24 protein-coding genes are annotated in these 23,361 nt (G+C 65.5%); 6 read left to right on the forward strand and 18 right to left on the reverse strand.

The window, feature by feature from the left end; translation table 11 throughout:
- Positions 1-2: 2 nt before the first annotated feature.
- Genes GFY24_RS21035 through GFY24_RS21055 form a run of 5 tightly spaced genes read right to left on the reverse strand, consistent with a single transcriptional unit; the run spans position 3 to position 4,847 of the window.
- Positions 3-512, reverse strand: a complete 510-nt coding sequence (locus tag GFY24_RS21035) for a PspA/IM30 family protein (protein WP_153806787.1) — start codon at positions 510-512, stop codon at positions 3-5.
- A 40-nt stretch (positions 513-552) separates the two neighbouring features.
- Complete coding sequence (locus tag GFY24_RS21040) at positions 553-1,431, reverse strand: short-chain dehydrogenase/reductase (RefSeq protein WP_153806788.1); 879 nt, start codon at positions 1,429-1,431, stop codon at positions 553-555.
- Positions 1,428-2,891, reverse strand: a complete 1,464-nt coding sequence (locus GFY24_RS21045; RefSeq protein ID WP_153806789.1) for an NAD(P)/FAD-dependent oxidoreductase — start codon at positions 2,889-2,891, stop codon at positions 1,428-1,430. Before GFY24_RS21045 ends, GFY24_RS21040 begins: the two co-directional genes overlap by 4 nt.
- Before the next feature lie 22 nt (positions 2,892-2,913).
- Complete coding sequence (locus tag GFY24_RS21050; RefSeq protein WP_153806790.1) at positions 2,914-3,948, reverse strand: PDR/VanB family oxidoreductase; 1,035 nt, start codon at positions 3,946-3,948, stop codon at positions 2,914-2,916.
- 5 nt (positions 3,949-3,953) lie between these two features.
- Entirely contained in the window at positions 3,954-4,847 is an 894-nt protein-coding gene (locus tag GFY24_RS21055) for a metal-dependent hydrolase (RefSeq protein ID WP_153806791.1), read from the reverse strand.
- Positions 4,848-4,945: 98 nt separating this feature from the next.
- On the opposite strand from GFY24_RS21055, the gene GFY24_RS21060 reads away from it, so the two are divergent.
- A complete protein-coding gene (locus GFY24_RS21060) occupies positions 4,946-5,563 on the forward strand; it encodes a helix-turn-helix domain-containing protein (RefSeq protein ID WP_309231126.1) in 618 nt (205 codons plus the stop codon).
- A gap of 225 nt (positions 5,564-5,788) precedes the next feature.
- On the forward strand, positions 5,789-6,934 hold the full coding sequence (gene rho, locus GFY24_RS21065) for a transcription termination factor Rho (protein WP_153806792.1): 1,146 nt from the start codon (positions 5,789-5,791) through the stop codon (positions 6,932-6,934).
- A 3-nt stretch (positions 6,935-6,937) separates the two neighbouring features.
- Here the strand turns inward: rho and GFY24_RS21070 are convergent, their stop codons facing one another.
- The 4 genes from GFY24_RS21070 to GFY24_RS21085 all read right to left on the reverse strand — a co-directional run bounded on the left by GFY24_RS21070 (position 6,938) and on the right by GFY24_RS21085 (position 12,467).
- Entirely contained in the window at positions 6,938-7,711 is a 774-nt protein-coding gene (locus GFY24_RS21070) for an alpha/beta hydrolase (protein WP_153806793.1), read from the reverse strand.
- Positions 7,712-8,055: 344 nt separating this feature from the next.
- Positions 8,056-10,557 (reverse strand): phenylalanine--tRNA ligase subunit beta, encoded by a 2,502-nt coding sequence (gene pheT / locus GFY24_RS21075; protein ID WP_309231127.1) that lies wholly within the window; start codon positions 10,555-10,557, stop codon positions 8,056-8,058.
- 49 nt (positions 10,558-10,606) lie between these two features.
- A complete protein-coding gene (gene pheS / locus GFY24_RS21080; protein WP_309231128.1) occupies positions 10,607-11,668 on the reverse strand; it encodes a phenylalanine--tRNA ligase subunit alpha in 1,062 nt (353 codons plus the stop codon).
- Between the two features lie 154 nt (positions 11,669-11,822).
- Entirely contained in the window at positions 11,823-12,467 is a 645-nt protein-coding gene (locus GFY24_RS21085) for a nitroreductase family protein (RefSeq protein ID WP_153806794.1), read from the reverse strand.
- Between the two features lie 75 nt (positions 12,468-12,542).
- On the opposite strand from GFY24_RS21085, the gene GFY24_RS21090 reads away from it, so the two are divergent.
- Positions 12,543-12,917, forward strand: coding sequence for a helix-turn-helix domain-containing protein (locus tag GFY24_RS21090; RefSeq protein ID WP_153806948.1), 375 nt, complete (start codon positions 12,543-12,545; stop codon positions 12,915-12,917).
- Here the strand turns inward: GFY24_RS21090 and GFY24_RS21095 are convergent.
- Positions 12,877-13,407: a hypothetical protein gene (locus GFY24_RS21095; RefSeq protein ID WP_153806795.1), complete on the reverse strand. Its 531-nt coding sequence runs from the start codon at positions 13,405-13,407 to the stop codon at positions 12,877-12,879. The two genes, GFY24_RS21090 and GFY24_RS21095, sit on opposite strands and share 41 nt — an antisense overlap.
- A 33-nt stretch (positions 13,408-13,440) precedes the next feature.
- Entirely contained in the window at positions 13,441-14,892 is a 1,452-nt protein-coding gene (locus tag GFY24_RS21100; RefSeq protein ID WP_153806796.1) for an MFS transporter, read from the reverse strand.
- A 95-nt stretch (positions 14,893-14,987) separates the two neighbouring features.
- On the opposite strand from GFY24_RS21100, the gene GFY24_RS21105 reads away from it, so the two are divergent.
- A complete protein-coding gene (locus GFY24_RS21105) occupies positions 14,988-15,557 on the forward strand; it encodes a TetR/AcrR family transcriptional regulator (protein WP_153806797.1) in 570 nt (189 codons plus the stop codon).
- Positions 15,558-15,567: 10 nt separating this feature from the next.
- Here the strand turns inward: GFY24_RS21105 and GFY24_RS21110 are convergent, their stop codons facing one another.
- The 6 genes from GFY24_RS21110 to infC form a co-directional block, all read right to left on the reverse strand.
- Positions 15,568-15,831 (reverse strand): hypothetical protein, encoded by a 264-nt coding sequence (locus GFY24_RS21110; protein ID WP_153806798.1) that lies wholly within the window; start codon positions 15,829-15,831, stop codon positions 15,568-15,570.
- Positions 15,832-15,944: 113 nt separating this feature from the next.
- Positions 15,945-17,660: an amidohydrolase gene (locus tag GFY24_RS21115; protein ID WP_153806799.1), complete on the reverse strand. Its 1,716-nt coding sequence runs from the start codon at positions 17,658-17,660 to the stop codon at positions 15,945-15,947.
- Positions 17,661-17,947: 287 nt separating this feature from the next.
- Positions 17,948-18,751, reverse strand: a complete 804-nt coding sequence (locus tag GFY24_RS21120; protein WP_309231129.1) for an RNA methyltransferase — start codon at positions 18,749-18,751, stop codon at positions 17,948-17,950.
- Between the two features lie 41 nt (positions 18,752-18,792).
- Entirely contained in the window at positions 18,793-19,173 is a 381-nt protein-coding gene (gene rplT / locus GFY24_RS21125; protein ID WP_309231130.1) for a 50S ribosomal protein L20, read from the reverse strand.
- 90 nt (positions 19,174-19,263) lie between these two features.
- Positions 19,264-19,458: a 50S ribosomal protein L35 gene (rpmI, locus tag GFY24_RS21130; protein WP_153806800.1), complete on the reverse strand. Its 195-nt coding sequence runs from the start codon at positions 19,456-19,458 to the stop codon at positions 19,264-19,266.
- Positions 19,459-19,522: 64 nt separating this feature from the next.
- On the reverse strand, positions 19,523-20,230 hold the full coding sequence (infC, locus tag GFY24_RS21135; RefSeq protein WP_153806950.1) for a translation initiation factor IF-3: 708 nt from the start codon (positions 20,228-20,230) through the stop codon (positions 19,523-19,525).
- Positions 20,231-20,557: 327 nt separating this feature from the next.
- Between infC and GFY24_RS21140 the strand changes: the two genes are divergently transcribed.
- Complete coding sequence (locus tag GFY24_RS21140) at positions 20,558-20,929, forward strand: DUF1844 domain-containing protein (RefSeq protein WP_153806801.1); 372 nt, start codon at positions 20,558-20,560, stop codon at positions 20,927-20,929.
- 92 nt (positions 20,930-21,021) lie between these two features.
- On the opposite strand, the gene GFY24_RS21145 is transcribed toward GFY24_RS21140, so the two are convergent.
- Positions 21,022-21,717 carry an SGNH/GDSL hydrolase family protein gene (locus GFY24_RS21145; protein WP_309231131.1) on the reverse strand — a complete coding sequence of 232 codons (696 nt, stop codon included), beginning with the start codon at positions 21,715-21,717 and terminating at the stop codon, positions 21,022-21,024.
- A 609-nt stretch (positions 21,718-22,326) separates the two neighbouring features.
- Here GFY24_RS21145 and GFY24_RS21150 point away from each other — a divergent pair.
- Positions 22,327-23,154 (forward strand): LppX_LprAFG lipoprotein, encoded by an 828-nt coding sequence (locus tag GFY24_RS21150; RefSeq protein WP_153806802.1) that lies wholly within the window; start codon positions 22,327-22,329, stop codon positions 23,152-23,154.
- The last annotated feature ends 207 nt before the right edge of the window (positions 23,155-23,361 follow it).

Below are 23,361 nucleotides of genomic sequence, written 5' to 3' on the forward strand. Positions count from 1 at the left end.
GTTCAGTCGGAATCGTTGCCGTGCACCGATTTTCGAATCTGTTCCAGGCGTTCCCGCGCGGCTTTCTCCCGCGCGTCCCACTGTTCCTCGACGCTACGACCCACTGGTGTCTGCCGATCGAGCTCGCCCATCCCCTGTGCGGTGCCGTAGCGCTGCTCGACCTTATCGCGAACTGACTCGAAAGTAGGGACACCGGAGCCGGTATACCCGCCTATGCCCGGCGCGACCGGGATACCCGTCGGAGGTACCGGTACACCAGTGACGACCGGACCGCCCGCGACCTGCCCGTATGTGTCCGGGACAGATACCGGCGGCGAGAACGCCTCCTCTTCCGTGTCCGGAGTCACATCGATCACGTTCGACGTATGACCGATGGTGGCCGCCACCGACGCGGCCACCGCGTGCAATGCGGCCAGCCCCGCGCGTCCCTGCGTGGCCGTCGCCACCACGGCCGCCAACTCGGCGTCCGACAGCCCCGCCAATTCCGATCCGAAATCCTTGGCATCGCTCATGGTGACCAGGCTACGCACGGGCCCGGGCGACCGGTATCGGCTACGAGCGCACCCGGCGCTGTTCGGCCCGGCGCACGAGATCGTGCACCCGGGGGTCCGCGGCCAGCGTGCGATCCAGCACCACATTCACCAGGCCGCGGAACAGCGCATACGGCTCCCAGCCCAGCGGTGCGACGGTGCGGGCCGAACGGCGCTCGATACCGTTTGCGATCACCTCGGCGGCCCGGGCGGCCGTAATACGGACATTGAGCGGCCAGGGCAGTAGATCATCGAGGTCACGGCCGAGATCATCGCGATCCAGGGTCGCGCGGGTCATATCCGTATCCACTATGCCGAAGTAGGCGATGCCCGCGGTCGCGCCGAACGGTGCCAGCTCCACGCGCAGGGCGCGGCCGAGCTGCTCCACACCCGCCTTGCTGATCATGTACGGCGCGCCCGCCATGCCCGGCGCGAACGCGGCGCACGAGGAGATCACCACGACATGCCCACGGGCGGTGACGATATGGTCCAATGCCGGGCGCACGGTATTGAACACACCGGTCAGATTGATATCGATGACGCGATCGAAATCGGCCTCTTCCATCATGCGCAGGGTCGCCGGGCGCGGCACCACACCCGCGTTCGCCACCACCACATCCAGGCCACCGAAGTGCGCGACGGTGCGAATCACGGCCTGCCGCATGGCTTCTCGATCCGCGACATCCGCGGTGACGGCCAGTGCGCGATCGCCGAGACGATGCGCGATGGCGGCGACGGCATGACCGTCGATATCGACCAGCGCCACCCGCGCACCGCGTTCGTGCAGCAGTACCGCGAGCTCGTGGCCGATACCCTGCCCGGCCCCGGTGATCAGTACGGTCTGCCCGGCGACCCGATGGCCGCCCTCTTCCGAGGACAGCAGGGCCAGCAGTCGCATCATCGCGTCACCTCATAGTTCTCGACATCGAATTTCGCTGTGCGACGGCGATATTCGAAACTCCAGTTCGGATAGAGCCCGGCATTGCGTCCGTCGGCGGTGGTGTAGTAGCTCCGGCAACCCCCGGTGAGCCAGACGGTGTTCGTACTGCGGTAGCCCATCTCGGCGAGGAAGGCCTGCTGGGCGCGCGGGCGCACCTGTACTCGGCGAGCTCGGTTGCGGCGCAATATGGTCAACGCATCGACGATATAGGCGATCTGCGATTCGATCATGAAGATAGCCGACTGGTTCCCGGCCGCCCCGAACGGGCCGAGGGTGCAGAAGAAATTGGGGAAGCCGGCGACCGCGACACCCAGATAGCTCTGCGGCTCCTTGTCGTACAGCCGGGCCAGGCTGCGGCCGTCCGAGCCGATGTAGCGGTCGTAAGCCGTTGGTATGGAGGTGAATCCGGTACCGAAGACAATGGTGTCCACGGCATGCTCGGTACCGTCACGCAGCACAATGGAGTGCGGGCGCACCTCCGCGATGGCTTCGGTGATCACCTCCGCATTGGGTTGATCGAGGGCCGGCAGGTAGGCGTCGGAGAAGATAGCGCGCTTACAGCCGATGACATAGTCGGGCAGGAGTTTGGCCCGCAGCGCGGGATCGCGGACCTGCCGCCGCAGCTGCCAGCGCGCGAGCGCCTCATACGGGTGCCGGAAGCGCTTGTCGACCAGCGAGATGAGCCCGAACGCCTCGATCGCGGAGTAGAAGCCGCCGCGAATGAGGCTCTGCGCCAACGGTATACGGTCCAGCAGATACCGTTCCAGGTCCCAGGTGTTCCGGTCCATGCGCGGGACGATCCAGGGGGCCGAACGCTGGAACAACAGCAGTTTGCCCACCATAGGCTGGATCTCCGGCACGAACTGCACCGCGGAGGCTCCGGTGCCGATGACCGCGACCCGCTCACCGGTCAGATCGTGATCATGGTCCCAGTGCAGGGAGTGGAAGGTCTTGCCCTCGAACGTATTCAGGCCCCGCAGGTCCGGATACTTCGCCTCGGCGAAGACGCCGGTCGCGGAGATCAGGAAATCCGCGGTGAGCGGTCCCGCGCTCGTCTCGATCCGCCAGCGCGATTCACCCTCGTCCCAGCGCGCATCCAGGAGCTCCACGCCGAAACGCATGAACCGCAGCACATCATGCTCGACGGCCACACCGCGCAGGTACTCCAGGATCTCCCACTGCCGTCCATAGGTCCTGGACCAGTTCGGATTCGGCGCGAACGAGAAGCTGTACAGGTGCGAGGGCACATCGCACGCGGCACCCGGATAGGTATTGGCCTGCCAGGTACCGCCCAGATCGTCCGCGCGCTCGAGAATCACGAGGTCCTCGAATCCGGCCTCCCGCAGTTTGATCGCCAATCCGATACCGCCGAAACCCGCGCCGACAATGGCGATGGGCGTGTGTTCGACCAGTGTGGTCATTACCGCTGAATTCCCTTCGAGATCACAGGTCGAGCACGAGCTGATCGCCCGCCGCGCGCGAGACACAGAGCAATATGCGTTGCGCCCGTGCGGATTCGGTGAGCAGCCGATCACGATGATCGACGGCGCCGGCCAGCACACCCACCTCGCAGAAGCCACAGAACCCCTGCTGACAGGAGTAGGCGACATTCGGCAGCGCACGACGCACGGCCGCGAGTGCCGTCTCCTCGGCACCGACCCGCAGGGTGGTTCCGGTACGCGCGAGCGTGATACCGAACTCCCGCCCATCCACGACCGGCCGCGCCGAAAACCGTTCCGTATGCAGCGATCCGGTCGGATTCGACTCGAACATGCACCGCTGCGCGGCCGCCAGCATCGGCGGCGGACCACAGACATACACGGCCGCACCGGGTTCGGCGGTATCGAGTAGCGCCGCCATATCCGGCGTACCGCATTCGTCATCGGGAAGGATTCTCGCGCTGGGGATTTCATCGAGGAACGGCATGGTCGAACGCGAACGGCCCGCATAGACGAGCCGCCCCCGCGCACCCGCCGCCCGCGCCATGGGCAGAATCGGCGTAATCCCGATCCCACCCGCCACGAACAGGTACGACGGCGCGTCCACGAGCGTGAAGGCATTGCGCGGCCCGCGAATTCGCAGCCGATCCCCTACCCGCAGCGCATCGTGCAGCTCGGCCGAGGCACTGCCCCCGGGAATCCGCCGCACCGCGATCCGATACCGATCCCGATCCGCCGGATCACCGCACAGCGAGTATTGCCGCCGCAGTCCGGAAGGCAGGAACACATCCACATGTGCCCCCGGCCGCCACTCGGGCAAGGAACCGCCGCCCGCCCGGCGCAGCGTCAAGCTGACCACATCATCGGCCTCGCGAGTGCGCGTCCCGATGCCGACATCGATGTCGAACCCACTGCGCCGCACCGGATTCGGCCGCGACAACAGCGGGGCCGCCGGACCGCTGACGAAGACCTTCAGGTATGCGTCCATTACGCCGCCGAGCAGTCGCAGCCCCGCGGCTGGACCGGTCGTATCAGTCATTGTCGTCATCCGTTCGCCGCCCGTGCGGCGGGTGAGTGCGCGAGATAGCGCAGGGCCGTATCCATCGGACCCAGCTGGGAGGGATGGAATCCGGGACGCAGATATCGCGGCAGTTCACTGAAGAAGACTGTCCAACTCGGGATTACGCCACGCCGGGTGGCGTTGATGAATTGCAGGCCCCAGAAGCGGCCTTTATCCGGGCTGGGGTCTTTGCGATAGAGGTAGCCCGTCGAGATGATGAACAGCGGGAGCAGGGTCGCGGCGGCGAGGATGGCGGTGCGGGCCTTGCGGGCGTAGCCGCCGTCGACATGCATGTAGGCGTCGTAGACGACGCTGCGGTGCTCCACCTCCTCCGCGCCATGCCAGCGCACCAGGTCCAGCATGGTCGGGTGCATGCCTTTGGTCTCGAGAATGTCCGCCTCCAGGAGCCATTCGCCGAGCACGGCCGTGTAGTGCTCCATACCCGCGAACAGACCGAGCCGCTCCTTGAGCCACTCCTCGCGGGCCCGCCCGGTGAGGCCGTGATCGCCGAGAACGCGGTCCACCAGCCGGGCGATGGCAGTTACATAGTGGTCCACTTCGAGGCCGATGGCGCGCAGATGATCGCGCGCGCCCTCGTGGCTGCTCGCGTGCATGGACTCCTGACCGACGAAGCCGGTGACCTCCTCGCGGAGTCGTTCGTCGTCGATATACGGCAGCGCCTCGGCGAGTGCCCGGGCCATGGCGCGTTCCCCCTCGGGCAGCACCAGGTGCATCACATTCACAATGTGGGTGGCCAGCACCTCACCCGGAATATAGTGCAGCGGAACGGATTCGAAGTCGAAACGCACATCGCGGGCGGCGATGGCATGGGCTTGTTCACGGTACTGGCGCGTCTTTGCGCCGTCCTGCTCAACCATGACCCGACGGTACAGTGCAACAAATTCTATGGCAATGTTGCACGCAACAAAATATGTGCGAATGTTGCACAAGTGGTCGGGTTTGCTAGCGTTGAGCCGTGCCAACCGCGTCGAAAGCCCCGTCCAGCCGTGCCACGGCCGATGACAATACCCGGATTCTCGACGCGGCCCTGCTCCAGTTTCAGCGGGTCGGGGTCAAGAAGACGACCATCGAGGACGTGGCCCGGGAAGCGGGCGTCGACCGGGTGACCGTCTACCGCCGAGTCGGCTCACGCGACAATCTGGTGACCGCGGTCTTCAGCCGCGAGGTGGCCCTCGTGCTCGCCGAGCTGGCGCTCATTCCGGAGCGGCACGGGAATATCGGCGACCTCATCACCGAAATGTTCATGACGGTTTTGAACCGCTGGCGCGCGCACCCGGTTGCCGAACGCATGCTGATGGTCGAGCCCGAGCGGGTGGTCATGAAGCTCACCGTGGACGGGGCGGATATCTTCACCATGGCGGTGGCCGCCACCACGCACGCCATGGAACGCGCTGTCGAACGCGAATTGCTCGCTCCCGCAAGCGATCTCACCGCACGCGCCGAAATCGCCTGCCGCATAGTGCATTCGCTGATTCTGCTACCGCACGCGACCCTCGAACTCGAGACCGATTCGCAGCTCAGGGAATTCGCGCGCACCTACCTACTGCCGATCGTGACCGGTCTGCCCGCCTGAGCATTCGCCCCGGTGGCGGACCCCGTTCGACTCCTGCCCTTGCGCGGATTTCCAACGGGGCGTACGGTGGTGGCGTCGCAATCTCGAGGATGCAGGTCGACGGCAGTCCCTCCCTCCAGATTTCTTCTCTCCCGAGTTCGAATCCAGCCTGACGGCTGTCGATCCAGCTCCAACGCTGTCGTATAGGCGAACTCGGTTCACCACATCTTCCTCAGGAGAACCATCATGACCACCATCAATCCCGACCTCGGCCTCGAGGTCATCGAAACACTCTCTCCCGCAACGGGAATACTCGATATCAACGGGCATACGGCGGTACTCCGGCACCACGGATATCTGCCCGGTCCGGGAGACATCCATGTCCCGAACAGCCTGATTCGCGAGCACGGACTGCGCCGCGGCGATGCCATCGCCGGGCTGGCACAACCGAATGCCAAGGGCGGCAAGCTCGCTCCGCTCATTCGAGTCGATTCGGTGAACGGACGACCCGCCGGCGAGGCCAAGGCCCGCCCGCGATTCGCCGACCTCACCCCCATCCATCCCGATGAGCGACTGCGCCTCGAGACCGCGGCGAACAAGCTCACCACCCGGGTCACCGACCTGATCATGCCGATCGGCAAGGGGCAGCGCGCCCTCATCGTCGCACCACCGAAAGCGGGCAAAACCTCTGTGCTGCAAGCGATCGCACACGGGATCGCCGCCAATCACCCGGAGGCGCACCTCATGCTGGTGCTGATCGGCGAACGCCCGGAAGAGGTCACCGAATTCACCCGCGGTGTCCCCGGCGAGGTCATTGCCGCCACCTTCGACCACTCCCCCGCCGAGCAGACCGCGCTCGCGGAGCTCGCCATCGAACGCGCACAACGGCTCGTCGAAGAGGGCCGCGATGTGGTGGTGCTGCTCGATTCGCTCACCCGACTGGCCCGCGCCTACAACACCTCCGGGCCCGCCTCCGGCCGAATCCTTTCCGGCGGTGTGGATTCCACCGCGCTGCTGCCGCCCAAGAAGTTCCTCGGCTCGGCCCGCAATATCGAGCACGGCGGTTCGCTCACCATTATCGCGACCGCCCTGGTCGAGACCGGTTCACTCGCGGACACGGTGATCTTCGAGGAGTACAAGGGCACCGGCAATGCCGAACTCAAACTCGATCGCAATCTGGCGAGCCGCCACGTTCACCCCGCGGTCGATATCGCCCGCTCCAGCACGCGTCGCGACGATCTGCTGCACACTCCGGCCGAGCACACCGCCGTCAGCAAACTCCGCCACACGCTGGCCGAACTCGATGATCAGCGCTCGCTCGATCTCTTCCTGGACGGCCTGCGCAAGACCGGCAGCAATGCCGAATTCCTGCTCAATATCGCTCGCACATAAGCACTATCGCGTGCTCGGGATTACCTTCGCGACCCAGTCCGCCACGGTATTCGCCCAGCCCGGAATCAGCACAATGTCGTTATGCGCACCGCCCGGATAGATCACCAATTCCTTGGGCTCCGGAGCCGCCGCGAACAATTCGCGCCCCATTCGCACCGGCAGCAACTCATCGGTATCCCCGTGCATGATCAGCACCGGACACCGCAGCCCCCGAATCCGCTTCGAACTCGGATAAGCGTTGGGCACGAACACCTTCGGCAGCAACGGATATACCACCTTCGCCGCATCCCGCAGCCCGGTAAAGGTCGACATCAGGATCAGCGCGGCGGGCGGGAACGCATTCGCCAACTCCAGCATCACCCCGCCGCCAAGCGATTTCCCAAGGTACACAACCTGTTTCGGATCGATATCGGACTGCGCGAGCAAGGCTTCCCGGGCCGCTCGCGCATCCAGGTAAGTCCCTCGCTCGCTGGGGCGTCCGCTACTGCTTCCGTACCCCCGGTAATCGAAGATCAGCACATCGAACCCGGACGCCGCGAGCAAGGCCAGCACCGGCGACCGATCCCCGATATTCCCGCCATTCCCGTGCGCGAACAGTATGTGCCCCAATGGTTTCCCCACCGCCCGCACGAACCACGCATTGACGGTCTCCCCATCCGCGGTCCGCAAGGACAGATCCTCGAACCCCACCCCGAAGTGCTCCGGCGTCGCATAGATCCGCCGATCCCCCGGAACATAGGTCAGCGCATTGAGAATCGTCTCCGCCGGATGCCGCATACACCCTTCTTACCCGACCGCAAGGTATTGAAAAACCCACCCCGCCAAAGCAACCCGCAGCAATCCTGCCAGCCAGTATGGTGATGGAAATGGGGAAACATTCCCTGAAAAAGCAGGAGACCCCGAACAACTGGGCATGGATTGCATTGGCCACTGCCGCAGTCGCCGGGGTCCTGTGCCTGATCCGACTGATTAGTTGGGTTAGGTAGTCCATCCGGGTGGGGCGCCGTAGCCCGGCGCTCCATCCTCTCAGCCATCACCAAGGTGATTCACTCATGCTACGTCAGTCTTTCCCAGCATGCTGGGAAAGTAGATAGCTAACGCGCCAGCTATCTCGTTGGACATCAGCCGCGCAGTACCGCTCCCACAGCATCTGCCGCCGCCGCCACCGCCGAGTCGCGGGCCGCGCTGGCCTCGTCTTCGGTGAGGGTGCGGTCGGTCGCGCGGAAACGCAATGCGTAGGTGAGGGACTTGCGGCCCTCGCCGGCCTGTGCGCCTTCGTACACGTCGAAGAGGGAGATCTTTTCGAGGAGTTCGCCTGCGCCGGTGCGCAATGCGGATTCCACCGAAGCCGACGGGACGGCCTTGTCGACGCTGACCGACACGTCCTGGAGCACCGCCGGGAAGGCGGAAACCACTGGGGCGTGGCGGTTTTCGCGCAGTGGCAGGGCGTCCAGGTTGACTACCAGCGCGCAGGCGCGCGGGGGCAGGCTGGAGCGCTCGAGCACGGCCGGGTGCAGCTCACCCGCGTGGCCGACCACCTCGCCGTCGACGAGCAGTTCGGCGCAGCGACCCGGATGCCACGGCAGGTAGGCCACGGCGCGGCGTTCGATGACCACACCGGCGGCCTCGGCGATCACGTCGACCAATGCGAAGGCGTCGGCGGCTTCGACCGCGCGACCCTGTCCCCACGGTCCGCGCGGTTCGCGCTTACCGGTCAGCACGGCCGAGATGTGCACCGGCTGGTCGGGCAGCGAGCGGAGCAGGACATCGATCTCGTCCTGGGTGGGGCGACGGTCCACCGGCAGCGGGCCGACCGGAGCGGTCTGCTCGGTGCGGCGCACCACCTGGGCGATGCCGTAGATGGCGAGGTCGCGTTCGCCGCGAGAGATATTGCGGGCGGCCACTTCCAGCAGTCCGGGCAGCAGCGTGGAGGCCAGCTCGGGACGGTCGGCATCGAGGGGGTTGAGCACGCGCATGGTGTTGCGGCGCGGATCGTCGGCGTCCAGACCCCAGATGTCGAAGACCTCACGGGACATGAACACCGGCGGCGGCACCTCGACGCAACCCTCGAACGCGAGGGCCTTGCTGACCGCGCGGCGGCGCTTCTGCTCGGCGGTCAGACCGCGACCGGCCGGAGCGGTGGGCAGCACGGACGGGATCTTGTCCAGACCCTCCAGGCGCAGCACCTCTTCCACCAGGTCGGCGGGCTGGGTGAGGTCGGGCCGCCAGCTCGGCGGCGTGACGATCAGCTGTCCGTGGCCGGCATCGCTGACTCCGACCTCGACCAGGCAGCCGACCTGCTGCAGGCGGCGAGTCGATGTGCCGGGCGCGTAATGCACACCCGCGATGCGATCGGCCAGATCGATATTCATCACGATGGGCGCGGCGGCCGGAACCGGCACGCGCACATCGGTGAGCACGGATTCGACTGTGCCACCGGCGATTTGGGCGAGCAGCGTGGCGGCGCGATCCAGTGCGGCCAGGTTCACCTCGGGATCGACAATGCGCTCGAAGCGACGGCTGGCCTCGGAGCCCAGCTTGTGCCGGCGCGCGGTGCGGGCCACGGCGATCGGGTTCCAGGTGGCGGCCTCGAGAATGATATCGGTGGATTCGCCACCGACCTCGGTGCTCGCGCCGCCCATGATGCCCGCGAGGGAGATGACGCCGGAATCATCGGCGATCACAACATCTTCCGCGTCGAGGGTGCGCTCCACCTCATCGAGGGTGCGCAGCGTCTCGCCCTTGTTCGCGCGGCGAACCACGATCCCACCCGACACCTTGGCGGCATCGAACGCGTGCAGTGGCTGACCCAGCTCGAGCATCACGTAATTGGTGACATCGACCGCCGGGGAGATCGGGCGCACGCCCGAGAGCAGCAGTCGCCGCTGCAACCACCACGGGCTCATGGCCTTCGGGTCGACCCCGGTGACCCGGCGCACCGCGAAACGCGTGCACAGGGATTCGGGTTCGAGCCGCACCGGCCACGCCTCGGCGTCGGCATCGGGCAGCAGCCGCATGGCCGGATCCTGGTACTCCAGGTCGAAGCCGCATGCCAGCTCACGCGCCAGACCGCGCGCAGAGAACGCGTACCCGCGGTCCGGGGTGATGGCCAGCTCGATGACCGTATCGTCAAGTCCGAGCAGCTCATTGGCGTCCGTGCCGGGTTCGGCGGTGCCGGGCTCCAGCACCAGAATCCCGTTGTGATCCTTGCCGATCGCGAGTTCGGCGACCGAGCAGATCATGCCATTGGAGGTGTGCCCGTACGTCTTTCGCGAGGCGATCTGGAAGCCGCCGGGCAGCTCACCACCCGGCAGCACCACGACCACGAGATCGCCGACGGCGAAATTCCGTGCGCCGCAGACGATCTCCTGCAGTTCGGGCTGCCCGATCTCGACCTTGCAGAACCGGATCGGCTTCTTGAATTCGGTCAGCTCGGTGATCTCGGCGACGCGGCCGACAACGAGGGGGTGCTCGATGTCACCGCCCACCCGCTGGAGCTGATCGACCTCTTCGACCTCCAGGCCGACCCGGACGAACCCCGCGTCGAGCTCCTCCGGCGTCACCGACCACCCGGGAGTGGTGCGCTGCAGGATTTCCGTCAGCCAGGACTGCGCTACTCGCACTTGACGTTTCGCTTCCTCGATTAGTGGATTGGGCTCAGCGGGGGTCGGGTCAGGCTTGGATGCCGAAGGGCAGCGTGAAACGCACGTCGCCCTCGACGATGTCGCGCATATCGGGCAGGCCGTTGCGGAACTGCAGAGTCCGCTCCAGACCCATACCGAAGGCGAAACCGCTGTACACCTCGGGGTCGATTCCGCTGGCAATGAGCACCTTCGGATTGACCATGCCGCAGCCGCCCCACTCGACCCAGCCCGGCCCGCCCTTCTTGTCCTCGAACCACACATCGACCTCGGCCGACGGTTCGGTGAAGGGGAAGAAGCTGGGCCGCATCCGCGTGGTGGTGTTCGGACCGAACAGCGCGCGCGCGAAGTGATCCAGGGTGCCCTTGAGGTGCGCCATGGTCAGGCCCTTATCGATGGCCAGACCCTCCACCTGCGAGAACACCGGGGTGTGGGTGGCATCGAGCTCATCGGTGCGGAACGTGCGCCCAGGGCACACCACATAGATGGGCAGCTCACGAGAGAGCATGGAGCGCACCTGAACCGGTGAGGTGTGCGTACGCAGCACCTGCCGCGAACCCTCCGGCGCGATATGGAAGGTGTCCTGCATAGTGCGTGCCGGATGATCCGGCAGGAAGTTCAGGGCGTCGAAATTGAAGTGCTCGGTCTCGACCTCAGGACCCTCGGCGATCTCCCAGCCCATGGCGACGAAGACATCGCCGACCCGGTCGGAGAGCGCGCTGATGGGATGGCGAGCGCCGACCCCGGTGCGGCGCGCGGGCTGAGTCACATCGATGGCCTCGGCCACCAGGACCGCCGCGTCACGCTCGGCGAGCAGTACGGCATTGCGCGCCTCGAAGGCCGCGGTCACACGCTGGCGAGCGACATTCACGCGCTTACCGGCCTCGGACTTCTCCTCCTTGGGCAGTGCGCCCAGGGAACGCTGCGCGAGAGCGATCGGCGACTTACCGCCCATGTACTCGGTTTTCGCGCTCGCCAGGGCGTCCAGATCGGCGGCAGCGGCGAACGCCTTCTCAGCGGCTTCGGCGGCGGCTGCGAGGGATTCCTCGGTCAGTGCCGCGGACTGCTCGGCACGGTCGATATCGTCGGCCACGATGCTTCGTCTCTCCCCTGGCTGGTGCGGGTCGGGCGGATTGCCTCCCCCATTCTTGCTGGTCGAATCGTAAGCCTTGTACTCAGCCCGGTTCACATGGTTTTTCCGCAGGCAGCGCGCACCGCGCCGGCGTGGTGCGCGCCACCTTCGCGGCTCACGCGGCGGGGTAGGTCTCGCGGAAAACCGTGTGCTCTACGCTCCGGCGACCCGGGTGCAGGCGCGCCTCGGCCGCATAGCCGATGGACATGAGCAGCGCGATCGACAGGTCGGGGCGATCCTCGATGCCGATCACCTTCTTCACCTTGTCCTCATCCCAGCCGTTCATGGGCGAGGTGGCCAAACCGAGTTCGGTGGCGGCCAGCATGACGAAGCTCGCGGCGATCATGGCGTCCTTGACCGCGTACTCGCGCAGCAGGCCGCGATCGGCCAGGCTCTGCTGGAATTCCTGGGACGCCGCGGCGAAACCGGTGATGAACTCCTCGCTCCACGCGCCATTGCGACGGGCCTGCTCGTACACATCGGCCCGATCCTCTTGCCACGCTTGGGTTTCCGCGATGAACACCAGCATGACGGGGGCCTCCTGCGGTTGCGGCTGCCCGCCGGTGGCCCACGCCAGGCCCTCGCGGCCCGCGTGATCGGTGATCACGACGATGCTGCGGTCCTGCAGATTCCAGCTGGTCGGGGCCTCCATGGCGAGTTCGAGGAGGGCATCGAGATCGGCGGGGGCGACCAGGTCGGGGAGGTAGTGCCGGACGGTGCGGCGGGTGCGAATGGCTTGGGCAACTGAGATCGTGTTCATGTCACTAACTATTGGAGAGTGGCTCTCCCGTGTGAAGTAGGCACTAATTAGTGCGCTACTCTCCCTCAGGTGACAATGCTCGTCGAATCCTCCGGTCTGCCCGCCGACGTCTACTCCGCCAAATGCCCCACCCGCCAGGTGCTGGACCACATCGCGGGCAAGTGGACGATCCTGATCGTGGACGCCCTGCGCCAGGAGGGCACGATGCGCTATACCGAGCTGTCCCGCCGCATCGGCGGCGTCTCCCAGAAGATGCTCACGCAGACCCTGCGCAGCCTGGAGACCGACGGATTCCTCACCCGCACAGTGCATCCCACCATCCCACCGCGGGTCGATTACGAACTCACCGAACTCGGCCACAGTCTCGCCGAACCCATTGCGGCACTGCGAGACTGGACCGAGCGGCATATCAATGAAGTCGAGCGCGCACGGGCGCTTCGCACCGAATGAGGGAACGGGCACGGCGGACGGCGACGGTGCCGAAGGCCGCGAAGAGGGCTACGCCGATGTAGACCAATTGTTCGGGGACGCGGAACCAGAGCGGGGTGGGAGGTTCGCCGTTGAACTCGATATTGTTCAGGGCCGCATAGATATTCGCGGGCAGCATAACCACGAACAGCACGGCCAGGCTGATACCGGCCCAGGTTCGAGTGGCGGTGATGATCAGGCCGAGCGCGCCCAGCCACTCCAGCGCACCGGTCAGGTAGATCATGAAGTCCGGGAAGGGCATCCAGGACGGGAGCATATGCAGCGAGTCCGAATGGGTGGGCATGAGGGTGACGCTGTCCGGCGCGAAATGTGAACTGCCGGTGAGGAAGAGCATGAAGGCCAGGCCGTGCGCGGCGGCCACCCGCCAGGTGGCGAAGCGAGTGACGCCGAGCGCGCCGAGCAGTCGGAACAGCAGGGTCGGGACGAGGAGCAGGAGCAGGGTCTCGAACATGATGTGACTCCGAGTGTTCGATCGAAGGAGCGATCAGTGCGCGAATTCGACCGCGCGACTGGATGTTTCGTCCGCGATGGCCTTGCGGCCTGGGATCAGGGTGGCAATCAGCGCGCCGACCGCGACAATCGCCGCACCGACCGCCACCGCGGGAGCCAGCCCGTCGACATAGGTCTGCGGGGTGCCGTAGCCGCCGTGGGAGGCGAAGACCGAGGCGAGTACCGCGACGCCCATGGCGACGCCGACCTCACGCACGGTGCTGCTGGTGCCGGACGCCATGCCCTGGTCTTCGGCGGAGGCACTGGCCATGACCACCGTCGATGCCGGAGCGAAGGTCAAGCCCATTCCGACGCCACCGAGGATGAAGGGCAGCACGAACGAACCGTACGAGGTGCTGACATCGGCGATCAGCGCCATCCAGCCCAGCGCCGACGCCAGCAAGATCTGACCGATCACCACCAGTACGCGGGGCCCGACCCTGTCGACAATGAGCCCGGCGAGCGGGGCCACCACCATCGGCGCCATGGTCCACGGCATGGTGCGAATGCCCGACTCCAGCGGCGTATAGCCCTGCACCACCTGGAAGTACTGCGACAGCAGGAAGATCGAACCGAAGACGCCGAGCGAGAAGGCGAAGTTGACGGTATTGATGGCGCTGAATCCGCGCGAGCGGAACAGTCGCAACGGCAGCATGGGATCGGTGACCCGCAGCTCCCAGCCGATGAACGCGGCGAGAAGTGTCGCGCCGCCGAGCAATCCGCTCAGCACCGGGGTCGAGGTCCAACCGTCGCCGGAGCCGTGCACCACGCCCCAGACCACCGCGAGCACACCACCCGCCGAGAGCAGCAGCCCCACGACATCCAAACGCCGTGCGCCGCCGAAGGATTCGCTGAGCACCCGGGCCACGAATGGCACCGCGAGAATACCGACGGGGACATTGAGCCAGAAGATCCACTGCCAGCTCAGCCCGTCCACGACCGCGCCGCCGACCACCGGGCCGAGCGCCACGCCGAGACCCGTTATGCCGCCCCAGATTCCGATGGCGGCACTGCGCATCTTCTCCGGAACATGCGCCGAGAGCAGGGTGAGCGAGAGCGGCATGACCGCGGCCCCGCCGAAACCCTGAATCGCACGGAACAGAATGAGCATCCACGGCTCGCTCGCCATGGCGCAGGCCGCCGAGGCGGCGGTGAAGACGGCGATACCGATGAGGAACAGTCGCCGCCGCCCCAGCCGATCGCCCAGCGCCGAGGCGGTGAGCAGCATGGAGGCGAAGGACAGCGTGTAGGCGTTGATGAACCACTGCAGATCGCTGAGCGAGGCATTCAACTCGGTGCGAATCACCGGCAGTGCGTTGGTGACGACCAGATTGTCGAGGGTCACCATGAACATGGGGATGCCGACGGCGGCCAGTACGGCCCACAGCGGGGGCGTACGCGGGCCGGAAACCGGCTGCGAGGTGGGGTTGTCAAGTAGTTCAGTCATGTCCGGTCCCTAGTTGTTATCGACTGATAACTAAAGAGTATGCATTGACTGATAACATGTCAATGACGCACTGGATCACGAGGAGGCAGACAGCCATGACGAGGACACGCATGACCGCGAGCGAGCGCGGCGAGCAGGTACTCGCGGCCGCCATTACCGCCTTCGCCGAATCCGGTTACGCCGCAACGAAAACCGATGAGATCGCGCGCCGCGCTGGCGTCTCGCAGCCGTACGTGATCCGACTCTTCGGCACCAAACAACAGCTGTTCCTGGCCGCCCTGAAACAGGTCTGCGATCGCATCGAGGAGCTCTTCCGGACCGCCGCCGAACAGATTCCAGCCGGTGCGGACATCGAGCAGGCACTCGAGGATCTCGGCGACGCGTACAAGGTGCTGCTCACCGAACGCGATCTACCGCGCGTACTCCTGCACGGCTTCGCCGCCAGCGGCGATCCGGCGATCGGCCCGATCATGCGCGCCCGCTTCGGCGAGATCTACCAGCTGGTGCGTGATCTCACCGGTGCGTCGGCGGCCGAGGCCGGGACCTTCGTCGCCACCGGCATGCTGCTCACCGATATGGCCGCAATGCAGGTCGTCGGCCCGGACGCCGTCGAAACACCCTGGGCCACAGAGATTCTCACCTGTATCGACCCCGAGTTCAGCTGAGCCGCGCCCCTCAGCCGCGAGTTGCCGCGCCCGCCTCGTGCTCGGGCGCATCCGCCTCGATGATCCGCTCGGTCGGCTCGGGCAGCTGCCGCGCCAGCACCTCACCGCGGAAGAACGGCGGCATCAGGCGTGCCGGCACCAGGTAGATCGGAATACCGATCAGCAGGGAACCGACACCCAGGACGAAGATGGCGCTGAACCAGGAGGTCACCGCGGTCCACGCCGCCGCGAACAGCAGGGCGAAGCCGCCCAGTGCGGGCAGGATGCCCTTCATGACCAGAGTCTTTGGGCTGGAAGCGAATTGATCGCGGTGCAGCCAGGCACAACTGAGGCCCGTGAGCCCGTAGTACACGCCGATCGAGCTGCCGATCGCCCCTGCCGTACCGATCAGCAGCGATGCTGGACCAAAGGCCCGAGGTCCGGCGCCACCTCCGGATCATCCTCGTCATGCTCCGCGCCTCGGTCGTCGAAACGTGTCCGGCCGCGTCGAATGGTCTCCAACACCCGCACGTCCTCCCATGACTTGAGATGCTCCGGCTCGGCCAATTCGAGCGGATTCACATTCAGCACAACGAGATCGGCCTGCTTACCTGTCTCGATACTGCCCTTGATGTCTTCCTCGAAGTACTGGTACGCGGCATTGATGGTCAGCGATTTGAGCGCGTCCAACACGGTCACCCGCTGCAGTGGGCCGAGCGGCTCCTCACCGAACCGGGGCTTACGGGTGACCTGACTGGACAGAATCGCGATCGAATTGGCCAGCGCCACCGGGGCATCGTGATGCGCGGTGTAGCGCAATCCCTGTTCCAGCGCCCAGCCGGTGGGCGAAATGTTCTCCGCGCGTTCGCCACCCAGCACGGTGCTCCGATACCAGTCGCCCCAGTAGAACGTATGCATCGTAAAGAACGACGGAATGATGCCCAGCCGCGCGAAGGCTTCGATCTGCGATCGGGTGGCGGTCTGTGCGTGAATCGCGACCGGCCGCCGATGTACGGCATTCGACTCTCCCAGCCGCGCACACGCCGCCTCGACCGCTTTGATGAACTGTTCGATGGCGGCGTCCCCATTGACGTGCGCGATGACCTGGATATCGCGCCGGAATGCCTGGTACACCTGATCATTCGCGGCTTCGTCGCTCAGAATGCGGTAGCCCCGATAACCTTCCTCGTCCTCATGGCCGGGCACAGGCTGCTCGAAATAGGGTTCACCGAGCCACGCGGTCCGCCCCTGTGGTGAACCGTCCAGCACCAGCTTCACCCCCGCCAGCCGCATACCCCGGTAGTACTCGTTCGAGACATCGAGCCGATCCCAGTCCTCATCGGACCGCAATTCAGAGGCTTTGAGGTACACCGCGAGATCGATCTTCCAACCGGTGGTGTTCTGCAGGACCCGAAGTGTGTCCAGCAGATCGCGTTTCGCGCCACCGTCCTGTGCGGTGGTGAATCCGAACCGGCTGTACTCCTTGCGTCCCACCACATAGAGACCGGCCTGATCACTCTGCGCTATCCCCTTGATCGCCATATCGAAGGCCGGATCGAACTCCGTCTCCTCCAAGGGATTCCGCTTCGCCGCCGCATATCCGAGCAGCTCCATCCCCTTGTCATTGACCGCACCCAAATGTGCGGACTGGTGCACGGCCAGCACCGGCCGTTCGATGGAGACGGCGTTCAATTGCTCCTGGGTCGGGTGACCGCCGATAAGCGAATCGTCATAGCCCATACCGACAATCCACTGCGACCGCCGACCGACCTCCGTCTCCCCCCACTCGGACAGCGTGCGAACCACATCATCGACCGATCCCACCTTTCCGTCCGGTTCCGCAAGCAGATTGGCCAGCAGCCCCTGCAGCCCCACACCACCCATATGACCGTGCGCGTCAATGAATCCCGGCAGCAACGCGGCACCCCGCAAATCCTGCATGCGAGTAAGCAGACCCTTCCATTTCGTCTCCGCCTCGACGAGATCGCCTACGAACACGATCTTTTCGCCGCGTATAGCCACCGCCCCGGGCGGCGCAGCCTCCCCATCGGCCATGGTCACAATGGGACCATTGAAGAAAATGCGATCAGCCTTGAACAGAGCCGAGGTATCGGAATCGGTCATGGTGAACCTCTTTCAACGATCGCCGAAGAGGCCGCCCACAGCCGACCCCAGCAGCGATACCGACGAATGAGAACTCCCCCATTGTCCTTCGCCCCCCACCAAAGCGAGGCCCGAACGACCAACAAAGATCACCCCGAAGCGGACAACCCTGCCAGAGACAGCACACCTAGAGGAACGGGACAGCACATCTAGGGATCGAACAGCCCGTATAAGGGTTGTCCCATCCCGAAACAGGCTGTCCCGTCATCACAGAGTGGGCGGTTCAGGGTGTGTGCCGACACCAGAAGCTAGCTACGCGGGGCGTGTTGGACGCGTGCGCTCGCGTAGAGGCAGATCGATGCTGCGGCAGCGAGATTCAGGCTTTCGGCGCGGCCGTGGATGGGGATGCGGATGCGATGGGTGGCGCGGTCGGCTACGGCGCGGTCCAGGCCGTGGGCCTCGTTGCCGAAGAGCCAGGCGACCGGGCCGCGGAGGATGTCGTCGGCCTCGTCGAGGTCGACTTCGCCCTTGGCGGTGGTGGCCAGGAGGGTGATGCCCGCCGATTCGAGTGCGGACAGCACCGTATCGGTATCGCGTTCGCGGGCGATCGGCAGGTGGAAAACGCTTCCGGCACTGGACCGTACGCATTTGCCATTGTGCGGGTCGACCGAATCACCTGCCAGGACTACACCATTCGCGCCTACCGCGTCGGCGACACGGATCAGGGTGCCCGCGTTGCCGGGGTCGGACATGCCGACCGGGATTGCGAGGAGAGTCGGTGTGGCAGCGAGGATTTCGGTCAGTGGCACATCGACCTGGCGGCATACCGCGACCAGTCCGGGCGGAGTTACGGTCTCCCCCAGCGCTTCCGCGGCACGTTCGCTCACCAGTGTGGTGCGCACGCCCATGGCGGCGGCACCGGCGACCAGTTCATGCTCACGCGAGGCGGCTTTGAGGGAGAAGAACAGCTCCTCGACACGGCCGGTATCAAGCGCCGCCGCAACCGAATTCGCGCCCTCGGCCAGGAACAGCCGACTCTTGCGCCGCACCGGGGCCCGGTGCAGCTTGACAGCGGAAACGACCCGCGGATTGCGCTCGGAGAGCGCTTCCACGGGTCGTTCCGAATTCTGCTGTGTTGTCACGCAGCCGGGGCTTAAGCGGCCGGGGCGTTGACGTCGGCCGGGAGAGCGGCCTTGGCGATGGCCACGAGGCCGGCGAAGGCATCGGCGTCGGAGACGGCGAGCTCGGCCAGGATCTTGCGGTCCACCTCGACGCCCGCGAGCTTGAGGCCCTGGACGAAGCGGTTGTAGGTGATGTCGTTCAGACGCGCGGCGGCGTTGATACGAGCGATCCACAGCTTGCGGAAGTCACCCTTGCGCGCCTTACGGTCCCGGTAGGCGTAGGCGAGCGAGTGGAGCTGCTGCTCCTTGGCCTTGCGGTACAGCCGCGAGCGCTGGCCGCGGTAGCCCTTGGAGGCCTCGAGTACGGAACGGCGCTTCTTCTGAGCGTTGACAGCCCTTTTGACGCGTGCCACTTGTCAGTCCTTGATCGATTCGGCGGGCGCGCGGTCGCGCCCGGAGTGGGTCGGGGTTGGCGTTCGAGAACGCGAGTTGCCGCGAAGGTCTTAGAGACCGAGCAGCTTCTTGATGCGGGGAACGTCCACCTTGGCGACGGCCTCCGTGCCTTCCAGACGGCGAGTCCGGCGCGACGACTTGTGCTCGAGCAGGTGGCGACGGTTGGCCTGCTCACGCATCAGCTTGCCGCTGCCGGTCACCTTGAATCGCTTCGAGGCACCGCTGTGCTTCTTCATCTTCGGCATGGATTCCTCTAATCTGTCTCGTCCCGGGGGCGCGCCGAAGCGCGCCCCCGGAGCCTGATCGTTATTACTGCTGCGGGGTGGCCGCCGGTGCTTCAGCCGGAGCTGCCGCAACCTCGGTGGCCGGCGCCTCGGCCGGAGCCGCTGCCGCGGGCGCACTGCTGCGCTGCGGAGTCGAGCTCGCTTCGTTCTGCGCCTTCACCCGCGTCTTCGCGCCCTTGTGGGGTGCGAGGACCATGGTCATGTTCCGGCCGTCCTGCTTGGCCGAAGTTTCGACGAACCCGAGATCGGCGACGTCGGAGGCCAGTCGCTGCAAGAGCCGGAACCCGAGTTCCGGACGCGACTGCTCACGACCGCGGAACATGATCGTGACTTTGACCTTCGAGCCGGCTTCGAGGAAGCGAACAACGTTGCGCTTCTTGGTCTCGTAGTCGTGGTCGTCGATCTTCGGGCGGAGCTTCTGCTCCTTGATCACGGTCTGGACCTGGTTCTTCCGAGATTCACGCGCCTTCTGCGCGGTCTCGTACTTGAACTTGCCGTAGTCCATGATCTTGCATACCGGCGGACGCGCGTCCGGTGCGACCTCGACCAGGTCGAGGTCGGCCTCCATGGCGACGCGTAATGCATCTTCAACACGCACGATCCCGACCTGCTCACCACCCGGTCCAATGAGGCGGACCTCGGGTACGCGGATGCGATCGTTGATGCGAGTCTCAGTGCTGATGGGGCCTCCTAGGTCAAGCGGTTCGTCAACGACCGCAAGCAATAACTGCAACCCCAATTTCAACACGAAAGCCCCGGGTTGGTATTTCTCCAACACGGGGCCCGAGTCGACCGATCTACGACGCGAGCAACTCGCATCGCACCTGTACAGGACTGACCCATACAGATACCCATCCGGTAAAGGATGGGCGACCGGAACCGTTCGCCAGGTTCTGAGACCGGCTGACGGTGGGAGTCGGGCTCCACTTGATGCCTTGGGCTGAACACAGGGATCAGCCTGGGGCGGTCGTCGCAGAAGAGTCTAACAGCCCCGCGCCGCAGGACCGAATCGGCCGCCCCCTCGACCAGCGCCAACCCGGTCGATGCCAAGATCTAGGGCATGAGCGACGCGTCAGTAAACGAACAGGAGTCGGCTCTCATCGACGGTGAGGTCGTGCGCGAGCTGGCCGAAATCCCGGCGGTCGAGGTTATCAGCCGCGCGGCCGTCATGCTGATGAGTTCGGCCGCCGAGAAGCTCGGCCTGGGCGAGGACGATCCATCCGCCAGCCCGCATCTGGATCTGGACGAGGCGCGCCGGGTGATCACCGCGCTCGCGGGTCTGGTCACCGCATCGGTGGAGTACCTCGGCCCGCATGCCGGACCGATCCGCGATGGACTGCAGTCGCTGCAGCGCGCGTTCCGCGAGGCGTCCGCGCATCCGGATGCCCCGGGCGCGGGGCCGGGCGAGAAGTACACCGGACCGGTGTACTGACCCGCTACTCCCCTATACCTTTTCGGCCCGGCTCGACCATTCATGGTCGGGCCGGGCCGAATTCGTTTGCCTCGAGCGTTGTGCCGCGCGGATCAGCCCTGTGTCGCGCGGATCGATCGCACGATGATGTCGGCGACGCCGCGCATACCTTCCAGGGTCGGGTGGTACGGGAGCAGGGTTTGGGTCGCCAGCAGCGGTTCGAACCAGCGGGTGCCCACCGGGGCGCACATATCGTGGCCGATCGACTCCGGCCGGGTGTCTATATAGACGGCCCCGGCCGCGACGGCTTCGCGCGCGACAACGGCACTGAGTCTGTCGAAGGCGATCTGGATGTGGATGGCATCGGCGGGGCGCAGGCCGGCCAGATCGGCGCAGCCGCCCTCGCTCACATAGGTGGGCCAGCCGTCGACATAGACCTTCGCGTTCGGTGCGAGGACCGAGATCTGGTGCAGCGCAGTGGAGTACGCGGCCGCGATGCCGTCGATCGCGCTGCCCCAGGCAGGATCGGCACACGGCTTCGCACCGGCCAGGTGACAGGTCAGAATGTACTTGGTCATATCGGCGTCATTCGCGCCGATATGAACGGTCACCAGTTTGGTGTTCGGCCCGAGCCCGTCCAACTGCGGCGCGATACCAGCGCCCTGAGAGGTGGTCAGGTGCGGGATCTTGGCCGAGCTGCAGGTCCGATCGTCAAGGCGCACACCCAGACTCGCGGCCACCAGCTTCGGTGTGTTCGCGGTGGAGCGCAGGCATTGCATCGGGTGCGCCGAGATCGATCGCCTGCGCACCGGTGGTTGCCGCCCCGGAGTCGCCGAGTGCCACGTACTCCGCCCCGCCATCAGAGGGAGCGGCTACTACGGGCGAGGCCGGAGCTATGACCGCCAATGCGACCGGTATCGCAGCGAATATTCCTGTGCGCCAGCTGTTTCGGAGGGTTTTCGTCATCGTTGTCGCCCCTGCTGAATGAAAGTGGTACGTGCCGGTCTCAGTTTATGACTGTGGCGCAGATTACGCACCGACCGGCGAGTACGGCAAGACCCCAGCCGATTTCGCGATGCGGTGCTGGAAATTTACTGAATCATTCGCTCGACAGTTGCGCGCCGCCGAGAGGGTCGCGTTGCGCATTGAAGCGACTCGGATCGCGATGGATTCCGCGGAATGAGATCACCTACCGACCGATAGCCGTTCGATTGCCCACAAATTGTTCCGCAGTGAAATGTTATCGCCTGGAAGGTCTTTCGCGATTACCGACGGGGAAACCCTTGGCGTCACGGACGTGGTGCTGGTTGGATGCCGGAGTAGCGCCCGACCAAGCGCTGCGTAAGTGAAGGCTGCATACTACGACGCGGACAGCGGCAGCTGTCCGTCACGGATCTCGAACTCTTCGGGGGTTGTACATGATTGACTCGATTCCGCAAGAACTCTCCGTGCACCGGCGACGCCGGGCACTCGTCCCGGCCATGGTCGCGGCGGCTGCCCTGTTCGGCGCACTCGTAACCGGTTGCTCCTCTTCCGATTCCGGCTCCTCCAGCACCTCCGCGGCCGCCCCGGCCACCGGTCCACTGCCCGACGGCGGCCAGCTGATCGCGGAGAGCTCGCGCACCACCCAGACCCTGCAGTCGGTGCACCTGGACCTCAAGGTCACCGGTATCGAGAACCTGCCGGTCGATTACGTCAAGGCCGACATCACCAACCAGCCGCAGGGCAGCGGTCAGGCCGTCGGCGAGGCCAAGGTCCGCGTCAAGGAGGGCGATCCCACCTGGACCGAGACCAAGTTCCTGGTCGTCGACAAGACCCTGTACGCCGGTGACGGCACCAAGTACGCGCCCGTCGGACCGGCCGAGAAGGTCTACGATCCGGGCGTAATCCTGGACAAGGACAAGGGTTTGGCGCATGTGATCGCCGAGGTCAAGAACCCGAAGGTGGAGTCCCGCGAGACCATCAACGGCGTCAATACCGTCAAGGTCACCGGCACCATCGACACCGCGGTCATCGACCCGGTCGTACCGCGCATCGGCCAGGCCGGCGGCGTACTGCCCATCACCCTGTGGATCGCCGATGTCGCCCCGCCGACCACCTCGGCCGCGCCGCTGCCGTCCAGTGCCGCCTCGCCGGGTACCGGCCCGAACCTGGTGCGCGCCATCGTCACCAAGGATTCCGGCAATGTGAACCTGACCCTCTCGGGTTGGGGCAAGTCCGTGAACGTCGTCAAGCCCGCGGGTTAAGTCCGGCACAGCTCGGCAACCGAGTTCCACCCCGGTCCGGGAAAGCGAACGGCGGCAACGACTGCCGTCCGCGATCCCGGACCGGTTGCGTTCGGGCGAGGCTCGAGTAACGTCTCGACTCGCTCGTGGCGGATGTATCGCTTAAGAAGTTTTTCAGTGAAATGCAAGCCCCACCACAGACGATATCTACACAACGCTCAAAGGCGG

It is taken from the genome of Nocardia sp. SYP-A9097, from assembly GCF_009649815.1.
Taxonomy (GTDB): Bacteria; Actinomycetota; Actinomycetes; order Mycobacteriales; family Mycobacteriaceae; genus Nocardia.

What these genes read in the sequence shown, in the direction of transcription:
- GFY24_RS21095 (WP_153806795.1), bottom strand. Translation starts at nt 13,407, where the DNA reads ATGTTCGAGACCCTGCTCCTGCTCCTCGTCCCGACCCTGCTGTTCCGA.
- rpmI (WP_153806800.1), bottom strand. Translation starts at nt 19,458, where the DNA reads ATGCCGAAGATGAAGAAGCACAGCGGTGCCTCGAAGCGATTCAAGGTG.
- GFY24_RS21040 (WP_153806788.1), bottom strand. Translation starts at nt 1,431, where the DNA reads ATGATGCGACTGCTGGCCCTGCTGTCCTCGGAAGAGGGCGGCCATCGG.
- GFY24_RS21100 (WP_153806796.1), bottom strand. Translation starts at nt 14,892, where the DNA reads ATGACTGAACTACTTGACAACCCCACCTCGCAGCCGGTTTCCGGCCCG.
- GFY24_RS21090 (WP_153806948.1), top strand. Translation starts at nt 12,543, where the DNA reads ATGCTCGTCGAATCCTCCGGTCTGCCCGCCGACGTCTACTCCGCCAAA.
- GFY24_RS21055 (WP_153806791.1), bottom strand. Translation starts at nt 4,847, where the DNA reads ATGGTTGAGCAGGACGGCGCAAAGACGCGCCAGTACCGTGAACAAGCC.
- GFY24_RS21070 (WP_153806793.1), bottom strand. Translation starts at nt 7,711, where the DNA reads ATGCGGCATCCGGCGGAGACGATTCTCAATGCGCTGACCTATGTTCCG.
- GFY24_RS21035 (WP_153806787.1), bottom strand. Translation starts at nt 512, where the DNA reads ATGAGCGATGCCAAGGATTTCGGATCGGAATTGGCGGGGCTGTCGGAC.
- GFY24_RS21105 (WP_153806797.1), top strand. Translation starts at nt 14,988, where the DNA reads ATGACGAGGACACGCATGACCGCGAGCGAGCGCGGCGAGCAGGTACTC.
- GFY24_RS21110 (WP_153806798.1), bottom strand. Translation starts at nt 15,831, where the DNA reads ATGAAGGGCATCCTGCCCGCACTGGGCGGCTTCGCCCTGCTGTTCGCG.
- GFY24_RS21045 (WP_153806789.1), bottom strand. Translation starts at nt 2,891, where the DNA reads ATGACCACACTGGTCGAACACACGCCCATCGCCATTGTCGGCGCGGGT.
- GFY24_RS21150 (WP_153806802.1), top strand. Translation starts at nt 22,327, where the DNA reads ATGATTGACTCGATTCCGCAAGAACTCTCCGTGCACCGGCGACGCCGG.
- GFY24_RS21085 (WP_153806794.1), bottom strand. Translation starts at nt 12,467, where the DNA reads ATGAACACGATCTCAGTTGCCCAAGCCATTCGCACCCGCCGCACCGTC.
- GFY24_RS21140 (WP_153806801.1), top strand. Translation starts at nt 20,558, where the DNA reads ATGAGCGACGCGTCAGTAAACGAACAGGAGTCGGCTCTCATCGACGGT.
- rho (WP_153806792.1), top strand. Translation starts at nt 5,789, where the DNA reads ATGACCACCATCAATCCCGACCTCGGCCTCGAGGTCATCGAAACACTC.
- GFY24_RS21050 (WP_153806790.1), bottom strand. Translation starts at nt 3,948, where the DNA reads ATGACTGATACGACCGGTCCAGCCGCGGGGCTGCGACTGCTCGGCGGC.
- GFY24_RS21115 (WP_153806799.1), bottom strand. Translation starts at nt 17,660, where the DNA reads ATGACCGATTCCGATACCTCGGCTCTGTTCAAGGCTGATCGCATTTTC.